This window comes from Variovorax sp. P1_H12_2, from assembly GCF_056405335.1.
In genome coordinates this window covers 1-18,123 of the sequence record NZ_JBFUCI010000090.1, presented here as the reverse complement: position 1 = coordinate 18,123, position 18,123 = coordinate 1, and the positions used below count along the sequence as shown (strand labels likewise).

Here is an 18,123-nt window from a genome sequence, read left to right as displayed (position 1 = left end):
GCCTCGGAGTGCGTGACCAGCACCAGCGAGGCGCCGTGCTCGCGGGTCTGCGCCAGCAGCACGTCCATCACGCGCACGGCGGTGGCGGGATCGAGGTTGCCGGTCGGCTCGTCGGCCAGCAGCAGCGCGGGCCGGTGCACCAGTGCACGGGCGATCGCCACGCGCTGGAGCTGCCCGCCGCTCAACTGCTGCGGCAGGCGTTCGCCGAGGCCGGCGAGGCCGACCGCATCGAGCATCCGGGCGACGCGCTCGGTGCTGCCCGGCCCCTGTTGCCCCAGCAGCATCAGCGGCAATGCGACGTTCTGCGCCACGTCCAGGTGCGGCAGCACATGGAAGGCCTGGAACACGAAGCCGACGTGCGCGCGCCGCCACAGGGCGCGCGCCTCGGCGTCGAGGGCGCCGATGTCGGTGCCGCCGTGCAGGACCGTGCCGGCATCCCAGTGGTCGAGGCCGGCCATGCAATTGAGCAAGGTCGATTTGCCGACACCGGATTCGCCCACGATCGCGACGAATTCGCCGGCCGCCACCTCGAGCGACACGTGCTCGAACACCGGCAGCTCGCCATAGTGCTTCCCCAGGTCCGTGATGCGCAGCGTCATGGGAGCTCGGCGACGAGCCGGACGACCTGCGCGACCGCGTCGGGGGCTTCCGCGGCGATCACGCGGCGCTGCGGCATGCTGCGCAGCCAGGTCATCTGGCGTTTCGCGAGCTGGCGGGTGGCGGCGATGCCGCGCTCGCGCAGCTCGGTGATCGGCCAGGCGCCATCCAGGGCTTCCCAGGTCTGGCGGTAGCCGACGCAGCGCATCGACGGCAGGTCCGCCGCCAGGTCGCCGCGCGCGCGCAGCGCCTGCACCTCGGCGATGAGGCCGGCCGAGAGCATCGCGTCGAAGCGCGCCGCGATGCGTTCGTTCAGCCAGGCGCGATCAGTGGGCTCCAGGGACAGCAAGGCGACCGCCGGCGTTCCCCGGCTCGCGCGGCCCGCGGCATGGAAGCTGGCCAGCGTCTGGCCGCTCGTGTGCCAGACCTCCAGCGCACGCTGGATGCGCTGGCTGTCGTTGGGTGCCAGCCGCGCCGCCGTGATCGCATCGACCTCGGCGAGGCGGGCGTGCATCGCCGGCCAGCCGAGCGCGGCGGCATCGACCTCGAGCTGCCGGCGCAGCGCGGGATCGGCCGCGGGCATCGCGTCGATGCCGTCGGCCAGCGCCTTGAAGTAGAGCATCGTGCCGCCCACCAGCAGCGGGAGCCTGCCGCGCGCCGCGATCTCGCCGATCAGGCGCCGGGCGTCCTCCACGAACGCGGCGGCGCTGTAGGCCTCGCGCGGATCGCGGATGTCGATCAGGTGGTGCGGCACTTCGGCGAGTTCCGCCGGGGTGGGCTTGGCGGTGCCGATGTCCATGCCGCGGTAGACCAGGGCCGAGTCGACGCTGACGATCTCGACCGGGCGTTCGCGGGCGATCGCCAGCGCCGCCGCGGTCTTGCCCGAGGCGGTGGGACCGGCGAGCGCCACGTAGCGCAATGCGTTCGACGTCGGATCAGCGGCCACGCGGCTCCCCGTACCTGCGCACCAGGATCCACGCGACGGCGGCGATGCAGACGCTCCAGAACCAGACGCCGAGCACCAGCGGCATCACGGTGCCGTCCATGTGCGCGCCGAGCCAGCCGCCGATGGCGAAGGCGGCCAGCATCATGATGAAGCCGTTGAGCGCCGAGGCGGCACCCGCCGCCTGCGGGAACGGGCCGACCGCGCCGGTCTGGCCGCAGGGCTGGTGGACGCCGTGCGCGATCATCACCAGGGTCTGCGGACCGACGATGGCCGCGACCGACACCACGCCCGCCAGCGCCAGCAGGCCCATCGATGTGCCGCCCGCGAGCGTCAGCCAGGCCGCCCGCGCGACGCTGCGGCGCACGCCGTGGCGCGCCAGCCAGCGCCGGCAGACGAAGGTGCCGGCGATGTAGGCCAGCGAGTTCCACAGCATCACGGCGCCATATTGCGTCTTGCTGAGCCCGAGCACCTGGATGAACACGAAGGACGACGCGGCCAGGAAAGTGAACAGCAGGCCGTAGGACGCGGTGGTCAGTGCGCTGAAGGCCAGGAAGACCGGGTTGCGCAGCACCGTCGCCCAGGTGGCGACCAGCGCCCCGGCGCGCAGCGCGTCGGGATTGCGGCGCGTCAGGGTCTCGTCGAAGCGCAGGGCGATCAGCGCCAGCGTGAGGGCGCCGAACACGGCCGGCGCCAGCAGCGCGACGCGCCAGCCGAACAGGTCCGACACCAGCCCTCCCAGGGGCACGCAGAGGCAGGCGATGATGCCCAGGCCGGTCAGGGCGCGGGACATCACGCGCGCGCCGTCGGCCGGCGGATAGAGGTCGCGCACGATCGCGCGCGCCGCCATCACCGCCGCGCCCATCGCGGCGCCCTGCAGGGCGCGCCAGACGATCAGGATCTCGATCGAGGGCGCCATGGCGCCGCCGATGCTGGCGGCCACGTAGCCGCCGAGGCCCCACAGCAGGACCGGCCGGCGGCCGAAGCGGTCGGACAACGGTCCGAGCACCAGCTGCGAGACGCCGAAGGCCAGCAGCAGGGCGCTCAGCGTGAGCTGCGCGTGCGACATGCGGGCGCCGAGTTCGGCGGTCAGCGTCGGCAGGGCGGGCAGATAGAGGTCGGTCGTGACCGGCTGGATGCCCAGCAGCAGGGCCAGCATGAGGACGACCGCGGCCGGCGACATGCTCGAGGCAGACGGCGTGATGCGGGAAATGGCCGGTGCGACAGGAGGCGGCATGCGCCCAAGGTTAACAAAGGCGCCGCCGCGGGTTGCCGCAGAGCGCTCAGATCGCCGGGGCGGACAGGCGATGGGGCCGCAAGGCGGTCGTCTCGGGAGGCGCCGGCAGCGGCAACGGCGCGGGCTTGGGGGCATCCGCGCCCCTGGCGGTTTCGAGCGGCGGCTCCTTCATGCGGAACAGCTGCGACAGGGCCGCCCGGTACTGCCCCTGGCCGATCGAATTCGCATTGTGGTGCGAGCCGCCCTCGACCAGCACGAACATCTTCGGCACGGTCGCGGCGTCGTAGAGCTTTCGGCCCAGGGTCGGATTGATCAGGCTGTCGGCCGCGCCATGCACCACCAGCAGCGGCGCGCCGATGTCCTTGACCTTGCTGATCGCCTCGAAGCGCTGGGTGATGAAGGGACCGAAAGGCAGYCAGCCCCACTTGAAGCTGCTCGCCACGTCGGCGATCGAGGTGAAGGTGCTCTCGACGATGGTGCCGCTCTCGTCGTTCACGCGCGACGCCAGGTCGATGCCGATTGYGCCGCCGAGCGAGTGGCCGAAGATGTAGCGCGCCTGCTTCGGGTGCCGGGCCGCGAGCCAGGCCCAGGCCGCGCGGGCGTCTTCGCGCGCCGAGTCTTCGGAAGGCAATCCCTTGGAACTCTTGCCGAAGCCGCGGTAGTCGATCGCCAGCACCGAAAAGCCCAGTTCGTGCATGCGGCGCATGCGGGGTGCCGAGCCGGCCACGTTGTAGCGCGCGCCGTGCAGGTAGAGCAGCACCGGCGTGTCTTCCGTTTCGGGGGCGCCGCCGAGCCACAGCCCGTGCAGGCGCGCGGGCTCGCCGGTCAGGGAGGACTGGAAATCGATCCAGACGTCGTCCATGCCCTGGCTCATGGCCTCCGAATTGCCCCAGCTGCGGTCGCTGGGCTGGAAGATCCACTCGCGCTGCTGCTCGTCGAGGGTCGAACAGCCCCCGGCCAGCAGGGCGACCAGGGCGGTGGCGGATGCGAACAGGGACCAGGATTTCATGGAAGGCTGAAAGACAGGCACAGGGCCGGAAAGTTCAACGACAGATTCCATGCAACGTCCATGCCGGGTTGGGCGATGACCCTGAAAACCCTTGGTACCCGGGGCGTGCGGCCGCGGTCGGATCGCGTGATCTGTAAGAAAACCGCAAGGTTTCTTTCACAATTTCACATGGATCGGCTGCGCTGAGGGTCCGTGGCAGTCGCCATGCCGCACGTCAAAGCAGGCAGGCCGAGGCTCAGCGCCCGCGCATGAAGAGCGCGTCGAGCTCCCGCACCGACAGCTGGCGCCAGGTCGGCCGGCCGTGATTGCACTGGTCCGAGCGCTCGGTGGCCTCCATCTGGCGCAGCAGGGCGTTCATCTCGTCGAGGGTCAGCTTGCGGTTGGCGCGCACGGCGCCGTGGCAGGCCATGGTGGACAGCAGTTCGTTCTGGGCCCGCTGCACCACGGTGCTGGCGTCATGGTGGGCCAGTTCGGCCAGCACGCTGCGCGCGAGTTCCACGGGGTCGCCGTCGGCCAGGGTTCCGGGCACCGCACGCACCGCCAGGGTGCGCGGCGAGAACGGCGTGATCTCGAGGCCGAGCGCGGGCAGCACGGCGGCGCAGGCTTCGGCGGTGGCCACTTCCTGCGGCGTGGCAGCGAAGGTGGCCGGGATCAGCAGCGGCTGGCTGCTGATGGCGGCACCGTCGAGCTGGGTCTTCAGGCGCTCGTAGACGATCCGCTCGTGCGCGGCATGCATGTCGACGATGACCAGGCCCTGGCTGTTCTCGGCCAGGATGTAGATGCCCTGCAACTGGGCCAGCGCGCGGCCCAGGGGCCAGGCTTGGGCTTCGATCGCGGCGCCCGGACCTGTGCCGGGCGGCACGGCGGCGAAAGCCGGCGCAGCCTCCGAGGCGAAGGGCGGCGCCGGGCGCTCCAGCGAAGTCTCGCGGGGCGCGGCCGGCCACATGGCGGCCGCGTCGCCGAGCCCGCGTTCGCCCGCGAAGTGCATCGCCGGCTGGGTCCAGGCGGCCGAGGCGGGCGCCAGTCGGGGCTTGAAGAAGGGTTCTGCCGGGGCCGCCATCGCCTCGCCGGCCCGCGGGGCGGCCAGCGCGTCCTCGATCGCGTGGCGCACCGCCTGGTGCACCTCGCGGCCGTCGCGGAAGCGCACCTCGATCTTGGTCGGGTGCACGTTGACGTCGACCCGGGCCGGATCGATCTCGAGGTACAGCGCATAGACCGGTTGGCGCTGGCCGTGCAGCACGTCCTCGTAGGCGCTGCGCACCGCGTGGGCCAGCACCTTGTCGCGCACGAAGCGGCCATTGACATAGAAGAACTGCTGGTCGGCGCGCGAGCGCGCCGCATCGGGAATGCCGGCGCGGCCGGTGACGCGCACCGGGCCGGCGCTGCGATCGACCGCCACGCTGTGGGCCACGAAGTCGTCGCCGAGCGTGTCGGCCAGGCGCTGGTCGCGCGAGTCGGCGGCACGCCATTGCTCGACCAGGCGGCCCTCGTGCCAGATCGAAAAGCCGACCTCGGGACGCGCCAGCGCATGGCGCCGCACGGCCTCGATGCAGTGTGCGAGCTCGGTGGCGTCGGTCTTGAGGAATTTGCGCCGGGCCGGGGTGGCGAAGAACAGCTCGCGAACCTCGACCGTGGTGCCGGTGGCGCGCGCCACCGGCCGCAGTTCGCCGGTACGGCCGTCGAGCGCGAAGGCGCTGTCGGCACCCGCGAAGCGCGACAGCACGCTGAGCTCGGCGATCGCGTTGATGGCGGCCAGCGCCTCGCCGCGAAAGCCCATCGTGCCCACGGTCTCGAGGTCGCCCAGGCTGGCGATCTTGCTGGTGGCGTGCCGGCGCAGGGCCAGCGGGAGTTCCTCGCGCGGCAGGCCGAGGCCGTCGTCCTCGACCGAAATCAGCCGCACGCCGCCGGCCGAGAGCCGCACCGTGATCTGCCTGGCGCCGGCGTCGAGCGCGTTGTCGAGCAGTTCGCGCACCACCGAGGCGGGCCGCTCGACCACTTCGCCGGCCGCGATCTGGCTGATCAGTTCGTCGGGAAGTTCGCGGATCGGCCGGCGCGCGGCGGCGGTGGAAGAAGGAAGGGCGCTCACGGGGACATTCTAGAAGGGCGCCCTCGCGCGCACCGGGATAATGCGCGCCATGGAATTCATCAGCTTTCTCATCGACTTCATCCTGCATGTCGACAAACACCTCGAGGCCTTCGTCATCGCCTACGGGCCCTGGGTCTACGCCCTGCTGTTCCTGATCGTGTTCGTCGAGACCGGGCTGGTGGTGATGCCCTTCCTGCCCGGCGATTCGCTGCTGTTCATCGTCGGCGCGCTGTGCGGCGCGGGCCTGATGAGCTTCGGGCTGGCGGTGCCGATCCTGCTGGCGGCCGCGATCCTGGGCGACCAGTGCAATTTCAGCATCGGGCGCTATTTCGGGCCGAAGGTGTTCCAGTGGGAGAACTCGCGCCTCTTCAACCGCAAGGCCTTCGACCAGGCGCATGCCTTCTATGAGCGCTTCGGCGGCGTCACGATCATCGCGGCGCGCTTCCTGCCCTTCATTCGCACCTTTGCCCCCTTCGTGGCGGGCGTGGCCGACATGACGCGCGGCAAGTTCACGCTGTTCAATGTGGTGGGTGCGCTGCTGTGGGTGCTGGGCCTGTGCACGGTCGGCTACTTCTTCGGCAACCTGCCGATCGTCAAGGACAACCTCGAGAAGGTCATCTGGGCGCTGATCCTGGTGCCCGGGCTGATCGCGCTGTTCGGCGCCTGGCGCGCCCGCGGCGCGTCGGCGGCCCGCTGAGGCCGCGGCCAAAAAAAAGCGCACCCGCGGGTGCGCTGACACGAATCCTGCCTGGGCTCGCTCAATAGTTCGGGCCGTTGTTCGGGTAGTAGCCGTTCGGGGCGTAGTAGTTGTTCTGGGGGTAGTAGCGCCGCTGGTTTCGTTCGTCGACGCTGCGGCCCACCTGGTTGCCGATCAGCCCGCCGACCGCGGCGCCACCCACCGTGGAGGCCGTGTTGCCGCCGATCGCATGGCCGATCACCGCGCCGCCGACGGCACCGCCTGCGGTGCCGAGCTGCTGATTCGGGCCGCCCGCGCAGCCGGCCAGGGCGGTGATGCCCGCGGCGGCGGCCGCCGCGATCCAGAGTCTTGTCTTCATATCGTCCACCTTTCAGTGATTGGTGGATTCATTGTTCGAAAAAGCGCGGCGCCGCATGTAGGAGCGAGCCTCGGCGCATTGACCGAATGCGCTGCAATTCCTGTACGGAACTACAGCTGCCGGCTGCGCGCCAGCGGCGGATTCTGCGCGAAGTAGCTCTGGATGCCTCGCATCAGCGCATCCGCCAGGTCTTCCTGATAGGCCGTGCTGCGCAGCTTGGCCTCTTCCTCGGGATTGCTGATGAAGGCGGTCTCGACCAGCACGCTGGGGATGTCGGGTGCCTTGAGCACCGCGAAGCCGGCCTGCTCGACCTTCGGCTTGTGCAGCCGCGCGCCGATGCCGCGGATCTCGCCGAGCATCGCGCCGCCGAGCTTGAGGCTGTCGTTGATCTGCGCCGTGGTGCTCATGTCGAGCAGCGCGCGCTGCACCTGCACCTCGTGGTTGCCCACGTTGACGCCGCCGACCTTGTCGGCCTGGTTCTCCTTGTTGGCGAGCCAGCGCGCGGCGCTGCTCGAGGCGCCGCCCTGGCTCAGCGCGAAGACGCTGGCGCCGCGGGCCTCGGGGGTGGTGAAGGCATCGGCATGGATGCTGACGAACAGGTCGGCCTGCACCCGCCGCGCCTTCTGCACGCGCACGCCCAGCGGCACGAAGAAGTCGGCGTCGCGTGTCAGGTAGGCGCGCATCGGGTTGCCGTTGACGCTGCTCGCATTGATGCGGGTGCGCAGGCGGTGCGCGATCTGCAGCACGATGTCCTTCTCGCGGGTGCCRTTGGAGCCGATCGCGCCCGGGTCTTCGCCGCCGTGGCCCGGATCGAGCGCGACGATGATGATGCGGTCGGTCTGGTTCGCGGTGGCGCCGCGGTTGGCCGTCGCGGGAGGCGGCGGCGGAGCGCTGGCCACCGGTGGCATCGGCATCGGCAGCGGTCCGACCGGGGCCGACGGGCGGTTGGCCTGCGTGACCGACACGGACGGCGCCGACCGCGCCGACTGCTGCGCCATCAGGTCGCCGAGGGGGTCGACGGCGGGCTCGGGCGCCGCCGCGGTGTCGCGGCCCGGCGCCTTGGGCGCGTCGCGCATCCGTTCGGCGATCAGCGCCTCGAGCGGATCGATGGCCTGCTGCGGATAGAGGTCCAGCACCAGCCGGTCGCGGTAGGCCGCCACCGGCGCCAGCGAGAACACCTGCGGCGCCACGGCCTGCTTGAGGTCGAACACGATGCGCACCACGCCCGGCGCGAACTGGCCGACGCGCAGGCCGTTGATGAACGGATCGTCGGGCTTGATCTTTCCGACCAGCTCGCGCAGCGCCGGGTTGAGCTCGATCCCGTTGATGTCGACCGCCAGCCGCGGCGGGCTGCCCACCACCAGTTGCTGCGAGCTGAGCCGGCCATCGGACTCGATGGTGACACGCGTGTAGTCGGCCGCAGGCCAGACCCGCACCGCCATGATGGTGGCGCCACGGGCGATCTCGTGCAGGCCCAGCAGCAGCGCGATGCTGCCGCCCTGCAGCAGCACGCGCCTTTTCAGTCCTCTGGCCTTCATGCGGCGTCGGCAAGCAGGCGCGTGCCTCGCTCGGTATGGGCGCGCAGCGTCACGGTGCGGGTGTCGTCGGTCATTGCTTCGATTTTAATAGCGAGGTCCGCAAGCGGAATGCGCCCCGCCGCGTTCTCGGGCCATTCGGCCAACTTGACCCCCGGACCCGCGAAGATGTCACGGAAGCCGGCGTCCTCCCATTCGCGCGGGTCGCTGAAGCGGTAGAAGTCGAAATGGAAGATCGCCAGCCCGTCGGGCGCCTCGTGCGGCTCCACCACCGCGTAGGTCGGGCTCTTGATGCGCCCGGCGATGCCGAGCGCGCGCAGCAGGTGGCGCACGAAGGTGGTCTTGCCGGCGCCCAGGTCGCCCTGCAGCGAGATGAAGGCATCGCGCAGGGCGGGCGAGCGCGCCAGCGCCTGCGCCAGGACGCCAGTGTCGTCTTCGGTTCGCCAGACCTGGGTGGCGCTGTGCGTTTCTACAATCGGAAGGTGATCGGCAGCCATCAACTCGTCAACAGGATTCAGGCCTTGGCCCGGGAGCTCGGATTCTCCCAAATCGGCGTCGCGGGCGTCGACCTGTCGAGCGCAGAGGCCGGATTGATGCAATGGCTGGCCGAAGGCTTCCATGGCGAGATGCACTACATGGCCGCGCACGGCACCCGTCGCGCGAGGCCGGCCGAGCTGGTGCCGGGCACGGTGTCGGTGATCACCGCGCGCATGGACTACCTGCCGCGCGCCACGCCGGACGACTGGCAGGCCGTGGAGTTCGCGCGGCTCGAGCGGCCCGGCGAAGGCATCGTCTCGCTCTATGCCCGCGGCCGCGACTACCACAAGGTGCTGCGCTCGCGGCTGGCCAGGCTGGCCGAACGCATCGCCGCCGAGGTCGGTCCTTTCGGCCACCGCGCCTTCACCGATTCGGCGCCGGTGCTCGAAGCCGAGCTGGCCTCGCGCAGCGGGCAGGGCTGGCGCGGCAAGCACACGCTGGTGCTCGATCGCGAGGCCGGCTCGATGTTCTTTCTCGGCGAGATCTATGTCGACATGGCGCTGCCTCCCAGCGAGCCGGTCACGCCRCACTGCGGCAGCTGCAGCGCCTGCATCGACATCTGCCCGACGCGCGCGATCATCGCGCCGCATCGGCTGGACGCGCGGCGCTGCATCTCCTACCTGACGATCGAGCATGCCGGAGCGATCCCGCTCGAGCTGCGCCCCCTGATCGGCAACCGCATCTACGGCTGCGACGACTGCCAGCTCGTCTGCCCATGGAACAAGTTCGCCAAGAAGAGCGCGCTGCCCGACTTCGATGCCCGCGACGGGCTCACCGGCCGCCAGCTCGGCGAGCTGTTCGCCTGGAGCGAGGAGGACTTCCTGCGCTTCACCGAAGGCAGCCCGATCCGCCGCATCGGGCATGAGCGCTGGCTGCGCAATGTGGCGGTGGCGCTGGGCAATGCGCTGCGTGCCGGGGAGCCGGGTGCGCGCGAGGCGCTGGCCACTCGCCGCGCCGACCCGAGCGCGCTGGTGCGCGAGCATGTCGAGTGGGCGCTGGCGTTCAGTGCCGGATGATGGCCGAGATGTACGCCGTGCCGGTGTCGAGCGAGCGCATCGAACTGAGGCGCATCGAGGCGTACTTCAGAGCCGGGTTGTTGATCAGCTTGCCGACGAAGTGGCCGTTGAAGCGCGTATCCCGGCAGCCGGTCGCCACCAGGTCGATCGAGGCGTTGGCCGGCGTGATGTAGTCCATGCTCGACCCGGCCAGCGTGCAGTCCGCCTCGGGCACCGCGCCGTACACCGAGCCATCGAGCTCGATCTGCAAGCTGCCCGCGAACACCGCCGGCGGGCCCTCGGCGCCCGTGTCCGGCTGGGCGACGTAGAACAGGAAGGGGCCGCTCCAGGTCCCTTGGTAGTGGGTGTATTCCTGCGCCTGCGCTATCGCCGTCCATGTCGAAGCGACGGCGACGGCAGCCAGAAGTGGGTAGCGCATCGCCGCATGGTAGCGGGTCGAGGCCCGGGCCTGTTCACAGGCCCTAGCGAATGAGCGCCAGCGCAAAAGGCAGGCTGGCCACGCCGAACAGCGTCGACAGTGTCACCAGCCCCGCGACGTAGGGGCCGTTGTAGCCCATGCGCGTCGCCAGCACATAGGCGCTCGACGCGGTCGGAACAGCCGCGAAGGTCAGCAGCACCGCGGCCTGGGCCGGATGCAGCTGCAGCACCACGGCGAGCCCCCAGCCGATGAGCGGCAGCAGCAGGTGGCGGATCGTGAGCACCGACACCGCCAGTACCTTGCCGCGCGCAATGGTGGCGAACTGCATGCCGGCGCCTGCCGCCATCAGCCCCAGCGCCAGCGAGGCCGCGCCGATGCGCGTGAGCGTCGGCTCGATCCAGCCCGGTACGCCCAGGCCGAGCAGGTTGGCGGCGAGCCCGCTCAGCGTCGCGATGATCAGCGGGTTGCGAAGCAGCTGGCGCGCCAGCCCGGTCTGCGCATGCCGCGCCATCGGCCAGACCGCCGCGATGTTGAACATCGGCACGCAGACCCCGATCAGCACCGCGATCATCAGGAGTCCCTCGGGGCCTGCGATCCGGTCGGCCAGCGCCAGGCAGATGAAGGAATTGAAGCGAAACGCGATCTGCGCGCTGGCTGCGTGGTCGCGGCGGTCGATGTGCTCCCCGATGCCCGGCAGGAAGGGCAGGGCATAGGCCAGCGCGATGCCGCTGAGGCCGACGCCGACCCCGGCGGTCAGCAGGTTCGAGGTGGCTCCGAAGTCGAGCGGACTGCGCACGATCGAGTGGAACAGCAGCACCGGAAAAAGAAAGTAGTACACCAGGCTCTCGACCTGATCCCAGACGCGGCGGTCGAGGGGCGTGTAGCGGCACAGCAGCCAGCCGCAGGCGATGAGGGAGAAATCGGGGAAGAGGAGCTGGGCATAGTTCACCGCTTCGAGGATATCCGCCCCGGCCGTGGGTTATCCACGTGGTGCCGGCCGGGGCCACCCGTTAGCATCCGCACTTTCGTTTCTTGGCCCGAGGAGGCTATCAATGCAACGTCGTCAATGGAGTGCAGTCGTCGGTGCGGCCGCGCTGTTCGCGGTCGCTGGTTCGAGCTGGGCGCAGGGCTACCCGAACAAGCCGATCGAACTCCAGGTGCCTTTCGCACCCGGTGGCACCACGGACATCGTGGCGCGCGTCATTTCGGAKCCGCTGGGCAAGGCGCTCGGACAGAACGTGATCGTGATCAACAAGGCCGGCGGCGGCGGCATCGTGGGGGCCGCCGAAACCGCGCGCGCCGCGCCCGACGGCTACAAGCTCGGCGTCGCGACGGTGTCGAGCACGGCCGCCAATCCGGCCATCAACCCGAAGGTGCCCTACGACCCGATCAACGACTTCACGCCGATCGTGAACATCGCGGCGACGCCGAACATCATCGCGGTGCACCCGAGCTTTCCGGCCAAGAACTATGCCGAGTTCGTGGCCGAACTCAAGAAGAACCCGGGCAAGTATTCGTACGCCTCGTCGGGCACGGGCGGCATCGGCCATCTGTTGATGGAGCTGTACAAGAACCTGACCAACACCTTCGTGACCCACATTCCGTACCGCGGCGCCGGACCGGCGCTCAACGACGTGGTGGCCGGGCAGGTGGCGATCATTTTTGACAACATCCCATCGGCGCTGCCCTTCATCCAGACCGGCAAGCTGGTGCCGATCGTGGTGTCCGCGCCGCAGCGCCTGGCCGCGCTGCCGAATGTGCCGACCTTCAAGGAAGTCGGCCTGGAGCCGGTCAACCGCATGGCCTACTACGGCATCCTGGGGCCCAAGGGCCTGCCGAAGGAAGTGGTCGACAAGGTCAACGCCGGCGTCAAGAAGTCGGTCGAGGACCCGGCGGTGCGCAAGCGCATCGAGGACACCGGCTCGCTGATCGTGGCCAACACGCCCGAGCAGTTCGCGGCCCAGATCAAGGCCGAGTACGAGATCTACAAGCAGGTGGTCGCGAAGCAGAAACTCTCGCTGGATTGAATTGGCTCGCCCCCAGGTTGGCTCACTTCGTGTAGCCGCCCACCCCCTACCGGGGGCAACACCAGCGGACTGGCAAAGCCAGATCCGCGGTGTTTCACCAACGGGCCTGGCTGCGCCGGCCTTTTTGCTGCCTTTTTGTTATCTTGCGGCGCATGACAACTGACGCCGCCGAGACGCTTTCCGATACGCCCGAGATCGACGACTTCGTCGATGCGCTGTGGCTCGAGGACGGCCTGTCGAAGAACACGCTCGCGGCCTACCGCCGCGATCTCGCGCTGTTCGCCCAATGGCTGCGCGTCCAGCGCGGCAAGCCGCTCGACGCCGCGCTGGAAAGCGACCTGCAGGCCTACATGGGCGCGCGCCTGTCCGACAAGGGCAAGGCGACCTCGGCCAATCGCCGGCTCACCGTGTTCAAGCGCTACTACCGCTGGGCCTTGCGCGAGCACCGCATCGCCGCCGACCCGAGCCTCAGGCTGGCGCCGGCCCGGCAGATGCCGCGCGCGATCAAGACCTTGTCGGAGAAGCAGGTCGACGACCTGCTGGCGGCGCCTGACGTCGACACGCCGCTGGGGCTGCGCGATCGTGCGATGCTCGAGCTGATGTATGCCAGCGGGCTGCGGGTCAGCGAGCTGGTCGCGCTCAAGGTGTTCGAGCTGAGCCTCAACGACGGCGTCATCCGCGTGCTGGGCAAGGGCAGCAAGGAGCGGCTGGTTCCCTTCGGCGGCGAGGCACGGCGCTGGATCGAGCGTTATCTGCTCGATGCGCGGCCCTTGATCCTCGATGGCCAGCAGACGCCGGACCTGTTCGTCACCGCGCGCGGGGCGGGCATGACGCGCGTGATGTTCTGGATCATCGTCAAGAAGAACGCGCTGGCCGCCGGCATCCACGTGCCGCTGTCGCCCCACACGCTGCGCCATGCCTTCGCCACCCACCTGCTCAACCATGGCGCCGACCTGCGTGCGGTGCAGCTGCTGCTGGGCCACGCCGACATCTCGACCACCACGATCTACACGCACGTGGCGCGCGAGCGCTTGAAGCAGATGCACGCGAAGCATCATCCCCGGGGGTAGGGTGGCTCGCCCCCAGGTTGGGCTCACTGCGTGTAGCCCGCCCAGCCGGCAGAATGCCGGCATTGACCATTCATCGCAGGAGTCGCATCGATGCCCTTGACCGTCCGTCCCCGTGCCCTGGCCGCCGCGCTCGGCCTTGTTGTCTTCAGCGCCGTCGCATCGGCGCAGGCGGTGCCCAAGACCATCCGGCTGGTGGTTGCCTATCCCTCGGGCGGCGTCAGCGACGTGGTGGCGCGGGCGCTGGCCGACAAGCTGGCCGCGCAGCTCGGCAGTACGCTGGTGGTCGAGAACAGGGCTGGCGCCAGCGGCACGATCGGCGTGGATGCGGTCGCCAAGGCGGCGCCCGACGGCGCCACCCTGGGCTTCTCGGCCATCAGTCCGCTGGTGCTGAACCCGCACCTGGGCCGCTCGCCCTTCGATCCGATCAAGGACATCGCGCCGGTGGCGAGCGTCATGTACTCGCCGGTGCTGCTGATGGCGACACCGGCGACCGGCATGCGCGACCTGCGCAGCCTGCTCGAAGACGCCCGGGCGCGCCCCGGCGCGGTGCGCTGGGCCACGTCCGGCCAGGCCTCGCTCGGCCACATCGTGCTGGAGCAACTGCGCGCGGCGGCCAAGGTCGACATCACGCACATTCCGTACAAGGGCGGCGCCCAGCAGCTCAGCGATGCGATCGGCGGCCAGTTCGAGATCCTGTCGACCAACGCGGGGCCGGCCGTCTCGGCGCAGATCCAGGCCGGCAAGCTGCGGCCGCTCGCGGTCGGCGCGCCGGCGCGGCTGGAGAACCTGCCGAAGGTCGCCACGCTGGCCGAACTGGGTTACCCCGGGGCCAACCTGTCCTCGCAGTTCGGCGTCTTCGCGCCCGCGGGCACGCCGGCCATCCTGATCGAGAAGTACAACGTGGAGATCAACAAGGCGCTGGCCAGCCCCGACCTGCGCGCCAAGCTGCTGGCGACCGACAACGTCCCCACCGGCGGCCGCGCAGAAGCCTTCGCCAACGAGATCGCGACGGAATACGAGAACAACGCCCGGATCGTGAAAGCCGCGGGCATACGGGCTGATTGAACAGGCCCGCGTGGCTTGACCATCCGGTTTACCTACCTTATAGTAGGTAGATGATTGCTGCAAACACCTTGGCTGGCGCCACCACGCGCGAGCAGATCCTGGGCGTGGCGCGGGAGCTGATCCAGACCCGCTCCTACCTCGGCTTCAGTTTCCAGGACGTGGCGGACCGGGTCGGCATCCGCAAGGCGAGCCTGTACCACCACTTCGCGACCAAGGAGGCGCTCGGCGTCGAGGTGCTGCGCGCGGCGGCGCAGGCGTTCAAGGACTGGACCGCCAAGCCGCGCAGCACGCCGCAAGCCTCGCTCGATGCCTACTTCCGGATGTACCGCAACGGCCTGCATGCGGGCGAGGGCGTCTGCCCTGCGGGTGCGTTGGCACCGGGCTGGGACTGCATCGACGAGGAACTCAGGCGGGCCGTGCGCGATTTGCGCAACGCGCAGATCCTCTGGCTGACCGGCGTGCTCGGGGCCTTGTCGCCGGGCGGCAAGGTCGGCGCTTCCGCCAGCTATGTGTTCGCCGCCTGCCAGGGCGCCCTGCTGTCGGCGCGCATGACCGGGCAGGTCGAGGATTTCGACGAGGCCATCGACCAATTGAAGCATTCGCTTGCGAGCTGAGCGACGGAAGTTCCCAGGGCACGCCTCGGCGCGCCCTATTTTTGGCAAGAAAAACTACCGATTGGTTGGTAGTCAACCGGAGTAAAACCATGAAAGCCGTCATCGCGGGCTATGTTCGTTCCCCGTTCCATTTTGCGAAGAAGGGCGCACTGGCCGGTATCCGGCCCGACACGCTGGCCGCGCAGGTGGTCGGCGGCCTGCTGCGGCGCACCGATCTCGATCCCGCGCTGATCGAGGACGTGATCCTCGGCTGCGCCTACCCCGAGGCGGCCCAGGGCAACAACCTGGCGCGCATCGTCGGCCTGCTGGCCGGGCTGCCGCACGAGGTCGGCGGCATGACGGTCAACCGCTTCTGCGGCTCGTCGATGCAGGCGATCCACATCGCGGCCGCGCAGATCGAAGCCGGCATGGGCGAGGCCTTCCTCTGCGTCGGCGTGGAGTCGATGACGATGGTGCCGCAGGGCGGCTTCAACTTTTCGCCCAACCCCGAATTGCTGGCCGGCACCGACGCCTACATCTCGATGGGCGAGACCGCCGAGAACGTCGCCGAACGCTGGAAGGTCAGCCGAAGCGATCAGGAGGCGCTGGCGGTGCAGTCGCACCGCAAGGCCGCCGAAGCGCGCGAGCAGGGTCGGCTGGCCGACGAGATCGTCGCCATCGCGCTGCCCGGCGGCGACAGCGTCACGGCCGATGGCTGCATCCGCCCGGCGACCTCGGCTGAAGCGCTGGCCGCGTTGCGGCCCGCGTTCCGCCCCGAAGGCGTCGTGACCGCGGGCACCTCCTCGCCGCTGACGGACGGCGCCGCCGTGGTGCTGGTCACGAGCGACGCCTTTGGCGCCCGCCACGGGCTGCAGGCACTGGCACGGATCAAGTCCTTCGCCTCGGTGGGTGTCGACCCGGCCGTGATGGGCATCGGGCCGATCCCGGCCACGCGCAAGGCGCTGGCGCGTGCCGGCCTCACGGCGGCCGACCTCGACGTGGTCGAGATCAACGAGGCCTTCTCGTCGCAGGCGCTGGCCTGCATCCGCGAACTGGGGCTCGATCCGGACAAGGTCAACCTCGACGGCGGCGGCCTCGCGATCGGCCACCCGCTGGGCGCCACCGGCGCGCGCATCACCGGCAAGGCGGCTTCGCTGCTGGTGCGCGAGAACGGGCGCTATGCGCTGGCCACGCAATGCATCGGTGGCGGGCAGGGCATTGCAACGATCCTCGAGCGCGTCTGACAATGACCCACCCAACGACAGTGGAAGTCCCCATGCCCGAATCCAGCGCCTCGACACCCAGGCTGTACCTCGAAGACCTTGCGCCCGGCGATCGCTTCACGAGCGGCGAGCATGCGCTCGATGCCGCGCAGATCATCGACTTCGCCACCCGCTTCGATCCCCAGCCCTTCCATCTCGACCCGGAGGCGGCGCAGCGCACCTTCTTCCAGGGCCTTGCGGCCAGCGGCTGGCACACGGCGGCGATCACGATGAAGCTGCTGGTCGAAAGCGGCATTCCGCTGGCCGACGGCATCATCGGCTCGGGCGGCGAACTCAGCTGGCCCAAGCCGACCCGGCCGGGCGACGTGCTGCACGTCGAGAGCGAGGTGGTCGAGGTGGTTCCCTCGCGTTCGCGACCCGAGCGCGGCATGGTGCAGATGCGCTGCGAAACGCTGAACCAGCACGGCGACGTGCTGCAGCGCTTCTCGCCGAAGCTGGTGGTGTCGAAGCGGCCTTCGTAGCCGCGCTCAGCCCTGCTGCAGGCCCAGCAGTTCCTCGTCGGTGAAGCCGGCCAGGGCCCGGGCTTCGAGGTTGAACGGCGCCCGCAGACGCGGCGCCTCGTGCCGCCGGTAGAGCAGGCGGTAGTGGGCGATCGGCTCGAACCCGTCGCGCTCGCACAGCCAGCGGTACCAGTGGTTGCCGATCGCCACATGGCCGACCTCGTCGCGCAGGATGATGTCGAGGATGGCGCAGGCCGCCAGCGCATCGGGGGTGCCGACCCGGCGCAGCTTGGCCTGGATCAGCGGCGTCGCGTCCAGGCCGCGCGCTTCCAGCGTGCGCGGCACCAGCGCCATGCGGGCGAGCACGTCGTCCCGGGTCTTCTCGCACATGGACCAGAGGCCGTCGTGGCCGCTGAAGTCGCCGTAGGCATGACCCATGGTGCGCAGCTGCGTGTGCAGCAGCGTGAAATGCTGCGCCTCCTCGTCGGCCACGCGCAGCCAGTCGCGGTAGTAGGCCTCGGGCATGCCGTCGTAGCGCCAGGCGGCATCGAGCGCCAGGTTGATCGCGTTGAATTCGATGTGGCAGATCGAATGGATCAGCGCGGCGCGGCCTTCGGGCGTGAAGGGCGAGCGCTTCTCGACCGCGGTCGCCGACACGCGCAGCGGGCGTTCGGGGCGGCCCGGGACGCCGGCATCGTCGCCGGCGACGCGCAGCGGCAGGCTGTCGATCGACCCCGGCCCGAGGCCGGCGACCAGGRTCCGGGTCGCGGCCACCTTGAGGTCGGGGTCGGTGAGGCGCAGCGCGGCCAGGGCGCCAAGGCGGGGATGCATCCCTACAATTCTAGTTTTTGTTCTTCTGGAGACACACGCGATGGCCCTCTATGAACTCGACGGCGTGGCGCCGCAACTCGCCGAAGGTGCCTGGGTCGCCGACAGTGCGCAGGTCATGGGCAACGTCGTCCTGGGCGAGAACGCGAGCATCTGGTTCGGCGCCGTGCTGCGCGGCGACACCGAGGCCCTCACCATCGGGCGCAACAGCAATGTGCAGGACCTGTCGGTGCTGCATGCCGACATCGGCTGTCCGCTCACGATCGGCGACAACGTCACGGTCGGCCACCAGGTGATGCTGCATGGCTGCACCGTCGGCGACAACTCGCTGATCGGCATCCAGGCGGTGGTCTTGAATAACGCCAGGATCGGCCGCAACTCGAT

Annotated in this window: 20 protein-coding genes; 9 read left to right on the top strand and 11 right to left on the bottom strand. The window is 69.7% G+C overall.

From position 1 onward, the window contains the following. From AC1D2K_RS11820 to mutL, 5 genes are all read right to left on the bottom strand, one after another. A partial coding sequence (locus AC1D2K_RS11820; protein WP_478089024.1) for an ABC transporter ATP-binding protein occupies positions 1–599 on the bottom strand: 599 nt, incomplete at its 3' end. Further along, positions 596–1,543 carry a tRNA (adenosine(37)-N6)-dimethylallyltransferase MiaA gene (gene miaA, locus AC1D2K_RS11815; RefSeq protein ID WP_478089023.1) on the bottom strand — a complete coding sequence of 316 codons (948 nt, stop codon included), beginning with the start codon at positions 1,541–1,543 and terminating at the stop codon, positions 596–598. The genes AC1D2K_RS11820 and miaA, both read right to left, overlap by 4 nt. Continuing rightward, complete coding sequence (locus tag AC1D2K_RS11810; RefSeq protein ID WP_478089022.1) at positions 1,533–2,777, bottom strand: multidrug effflux MFS transporter; 1,245 nt, start codon at positions 2,775–2,777, stop codon at positions 1,533–1,535. Before AC1D2K_RS11810 ends, miaA begins: the two co-directional genes overlap by 11 nt. A gap of 46 nt (positions 2,778–2,823) precedes the next feature. Further along, positions 2,824–3,786 carry an alpha/beta hydrolase gene (locus AC1D2K_RS11805; protein ID WP_478089021.1) on the bottom strand — a complete coding sequence of 321 codons (963 nt, stop codon included), beginning with the start codon at positions 3,784–3,786 and terminating at the stop codon, positions 2,824–2,826. 235 nt (positions 3,787–4,021) lie between these two features. Then, on the bottom strand, positions 4,022–5,872 hold the full coding sequence (gene mutL, locus AC1D2K_RS11800) for a DNA mismatch repair endonuclease MutL (protein ID WP_478089020.1): 1,851 nt from the start codon (positions 5,870–5,872) through the stop codon (positions 4,022–4,024). A 49-nt stretch (positions 5,873–5,921) separates the two neighbouring features. Here mutL and AC1D2K_RS11795 point away from each other — a divergent pair, with 49 nt between their 5' ends. Then, on the top strand, positions 5,922–6,569 hold the full coding sequence (locus tag AC1D2K_RS11795) for a DedA family protein (protein ID WP_478089019.1): 648 nt from the start codon (positions 5,922–5,924) through the stop codon (positions 6,567–6,569). Positions 6,570–6,630: 61 nt separating this feature from the next. Here the strand turns inward: AC1D2K_RS11795 and AC1D2K_RS11790 are convergent, their stop codons facing one another. From AC1D2K_RS11790 to tsaE, 3 genes are all read right to left on the bottom strand, one after another. Further along, positions 6,631–6,927, bottom strand: coding sequence for a glycine zipper domain-containing protein (locus AC1D2K_RS11790; protein ID WP_478089018.1), 297 nt, complete (start codon positions 6,925–6,927; stop codon positions 6,631–6,633). A gap of 110 nt (positions 6,928–7,037) precedes the next feature. Further along, the gene (locus AC1D2K_RS11785) at positions 7,038–8,465 is read right to left on the bottom strand and encodes an N-acetylmuramoyl-L-alanine amidase (protein ID WP_478089017.1); all 1,428 of its coding nucleotides are present in this window, start codon (positions 8,463–8,465) and stop codon (positions 7,038–7,040) included. Further along, positions 8,462–8,959 carry a tRNA (adenosine(37)-N6)-threonylcarbamoyltransferase complex ATPase subunit type 1 TsaE gene (gene tsaE, locus AC1D2K_RS11780; RefSeq protein WP_478089016.1) on the bottom strand — a complete coding sequence of 166 codons (498 nt, stop codon included), beginning with the start codon at positions 8,957–8,959 and terminating at the stop codon, positions 8,462–8,464. Before tsaE ends, AC1D2K_RS11785 begins: the two co-directional genes overlap by 4 nt. Here tsaE and queG point away from each other — a divergent pair. Then, on the top strand, positions 8,945–10,015 hold the full coding sequence (queG, locus tag AC1D2K_RS11775; protein WP_478089015.1) for a tRNA epoxyqueuosine(34) reductase QueG: 1,071 nt from the start codon (positions 8,945–8,947) through the stop codon (positions 10,013–10,015). The genes tsaE and queG overlap by 15 nt on opposite strands. Here queG and AC1D2K_RS11770 read toward each other — a convergent pair. Next, on the bottom strand, positions 10,002–10,433 hold the full coding sequence (locus tag AC1D2K_RS11770; protein ID WP_478089014.1) for a hypothetical protein: 432 nt from the start codon (positions 10,431–10,433) through the stop codon (positions 10,002–10,004). The genes queG and AC1D2K_RS11770 overlap by 14 nt on opposite strands. Before the next feature lie 43 nt (positions 10,434–10,476). Next, entirely contained in the window at positions 10,477–11,382 is a 906-nt protein-coding gene (locus tag AC1D2K_RS11765; protein ID WP_478089013.1) for an AEC family transporter, read from the bottom strand. A 103-nt stretch (positions 11,383–11,485) separates the two neighbouring features. Between AC1D2K_RS11765 and AC1D2K_RS11760 the strand changes: the two genes are divergently transcribed. The 6 genes from AC1D2K_RS11760 to AC1D2K_RS11735 all read left to right on the top strand — a co-directional run bounded on the left by AC1D2K_RS11760 (position 11,486) and on the right by AC1D2K_RS11735 (position 16,932). Further along, a complete protein-coding gene (locus AC1D2K_RS11760; RefSeq protein WP_478089012.1) occupies positions 11,486–12,460 on the top strand; it encodes a tripartite tricarboxylate transporter substrate binding protein BugE in 975 nt (324 codons plus the stop codon). Between the two features lie 152 nt (positions 12,461–12,612). Continuing rightward, positions 12,613–13,530, top strand: a complete 918-nt coding sequence (gene xerD / locus AC1D2K_RS11755; protein WP_478089011.1) for a site-specific tyrosine recombinase XerD — start codon at positions 12,613–12,615, stop codon at positions 13,528–13,530. A gap of 90 nt (positions 13,531–13,620) precedes the next feature. Then, complete coding sequence (locus AC1D2K_RS11750) at positions 13,621–14,595, top strand: Bug family tripartite tricarboxylate transporter substrate binding protein (RefSeq protein WP_478089010.1); 975 nt, start codon at positions 13,621–13,623, stop codon at positions 14,593–14,595. Between the two features lie 50 nt (positions 14,596–14,645). After that, entirely contained in the window at positions 14,646–15,209 is a 564-nt protein-coding gene (locus AC1D2K_RS11745) for a TetR/AcrR family transcriptional regulator (RefSeq protein WP_478089009.1), read from the top strand. An 89-nt stretch (positions 15,210–15,298) separates the two neighbouring features. After that, entirely contained in the window at positions 15,299–16,432 is a 1,134-nt protein-coding gene (locus AC1D2K_RS11740) for a thiolase family protein (RefSeq protein ID WP_478089008.1), read from the top strand. Between the two features lie 32 nt (positions 16,433–16,464). Next, entirely contained in the window at positions 16,465–16,932 is a 468-nt protein-coding gene (locus AC1D2K_RS11735; protein ID WP_478089007.1) for a MaoC family dehydratase, read from the top strand. 6 nt (positions 16,933–16,938) lie between these two features. On the opposite strand, the gene AC1D2K_RS11730 is transcribed toward AC1D2K_RS11735, so the two are convergent. After that, a complete protein-coding gene (locus AC1D2K_RS11730; RefSeq protein WP_478089006.1) occupies positions 16,939–17,742 on the bottom strand; it encodes a ferritin-like domain-containing protein in 804 nt (267 codons plus the stop codon). 40 nt (positions 17,743–17,782) lie between these two features. On the opposite strand from AC1D2K_RS11730, the gene AC1D2K_RS11725 reads away from it, so the two are divergent. Beyond that, positions 17,783–18,123: gamma carbonic anhydrase family protein (locus tag AC1D2K_RS11725; protein WP_478089005.1), on the top strand; the 341-nt coding region annotated here is incomplete at its 3' end.

Excerpts from the sequence above, each read along its gene's own strand:
- AC1D2K_RS11745 (WP_478089009.1), top strand. The coding sequence starts at position 14,646 with ATGATTGCTGCAAACACCTTGGCTGGCGCCACCACGCGCGAGCAGATC.
- tsaE (WP_478089016.1), bottom strand. The coding sequence starts at position 8,959 with ATGGCTGCCGATCACCTTCCGATTGTAGAAACGCACAGCGCCACCCAG.
- AC1D2K_RS11790 (WP_478089018.1), bottom strand. The coding sequence starts at position 6,927 with ATGAAGACAAGACTCTGGATCGCGGCGGCCGCCGCCGCGGGCATCACC.
- AC1D2K_RS11735 (WP_478089007.1), top strand. The coding sequence starts at position 16,465 with ATGCCCGAATCCAGCGCCTCGACACCCAGGCTGTACCTCGAAGACCTT.
- AC1D2K_RS11750 (WP_478089010.1), top strand. The coding sequence starts at position 13,621 with ATGCCCTTGACCGTCCGTCCCCGTGCCCTGGCCGCCGCGCTCGGCCTT.
- AC1D2K_RS11795 (WP_478089019.1), top strand. The coding sequence starts at position 5,922 with ATGGAATTCATCAGCTTTCTCATCGACTTCATCCTGCATGTCGACAAA.
- AC1D2K_RS11740 (WP_478089008.1), top strand. The coding sequence starts at position 15,299 with ATGAAAGCCGTCATCGCGGGCTATGTTCGTTCCCCGTTCCATTTTGCG.
- xerD (WP_478089011.1), top strand. The coding sequence starts at position 12,613 with ATGACAACTGACGCCGCCGAGACGCTTTCCGATACGCCCGAGATCGAC.
- AC1D2K_RS11810 (WP_478089022.1), bottom strand. The coding sequence starts at position 2,777 with ATGCCGCCTCCTGTCGCACCGGCCATTTCCCGCATCACGCCGTCTGCC.
- AC1D2K_RS11770 (WP_478089014.1), bottom strand. The coding sequence starts at position 10,433 with ATGCGCTACCCACTTCTGGCTGCCGTCGCCGTCGCTTCGACATGGACG.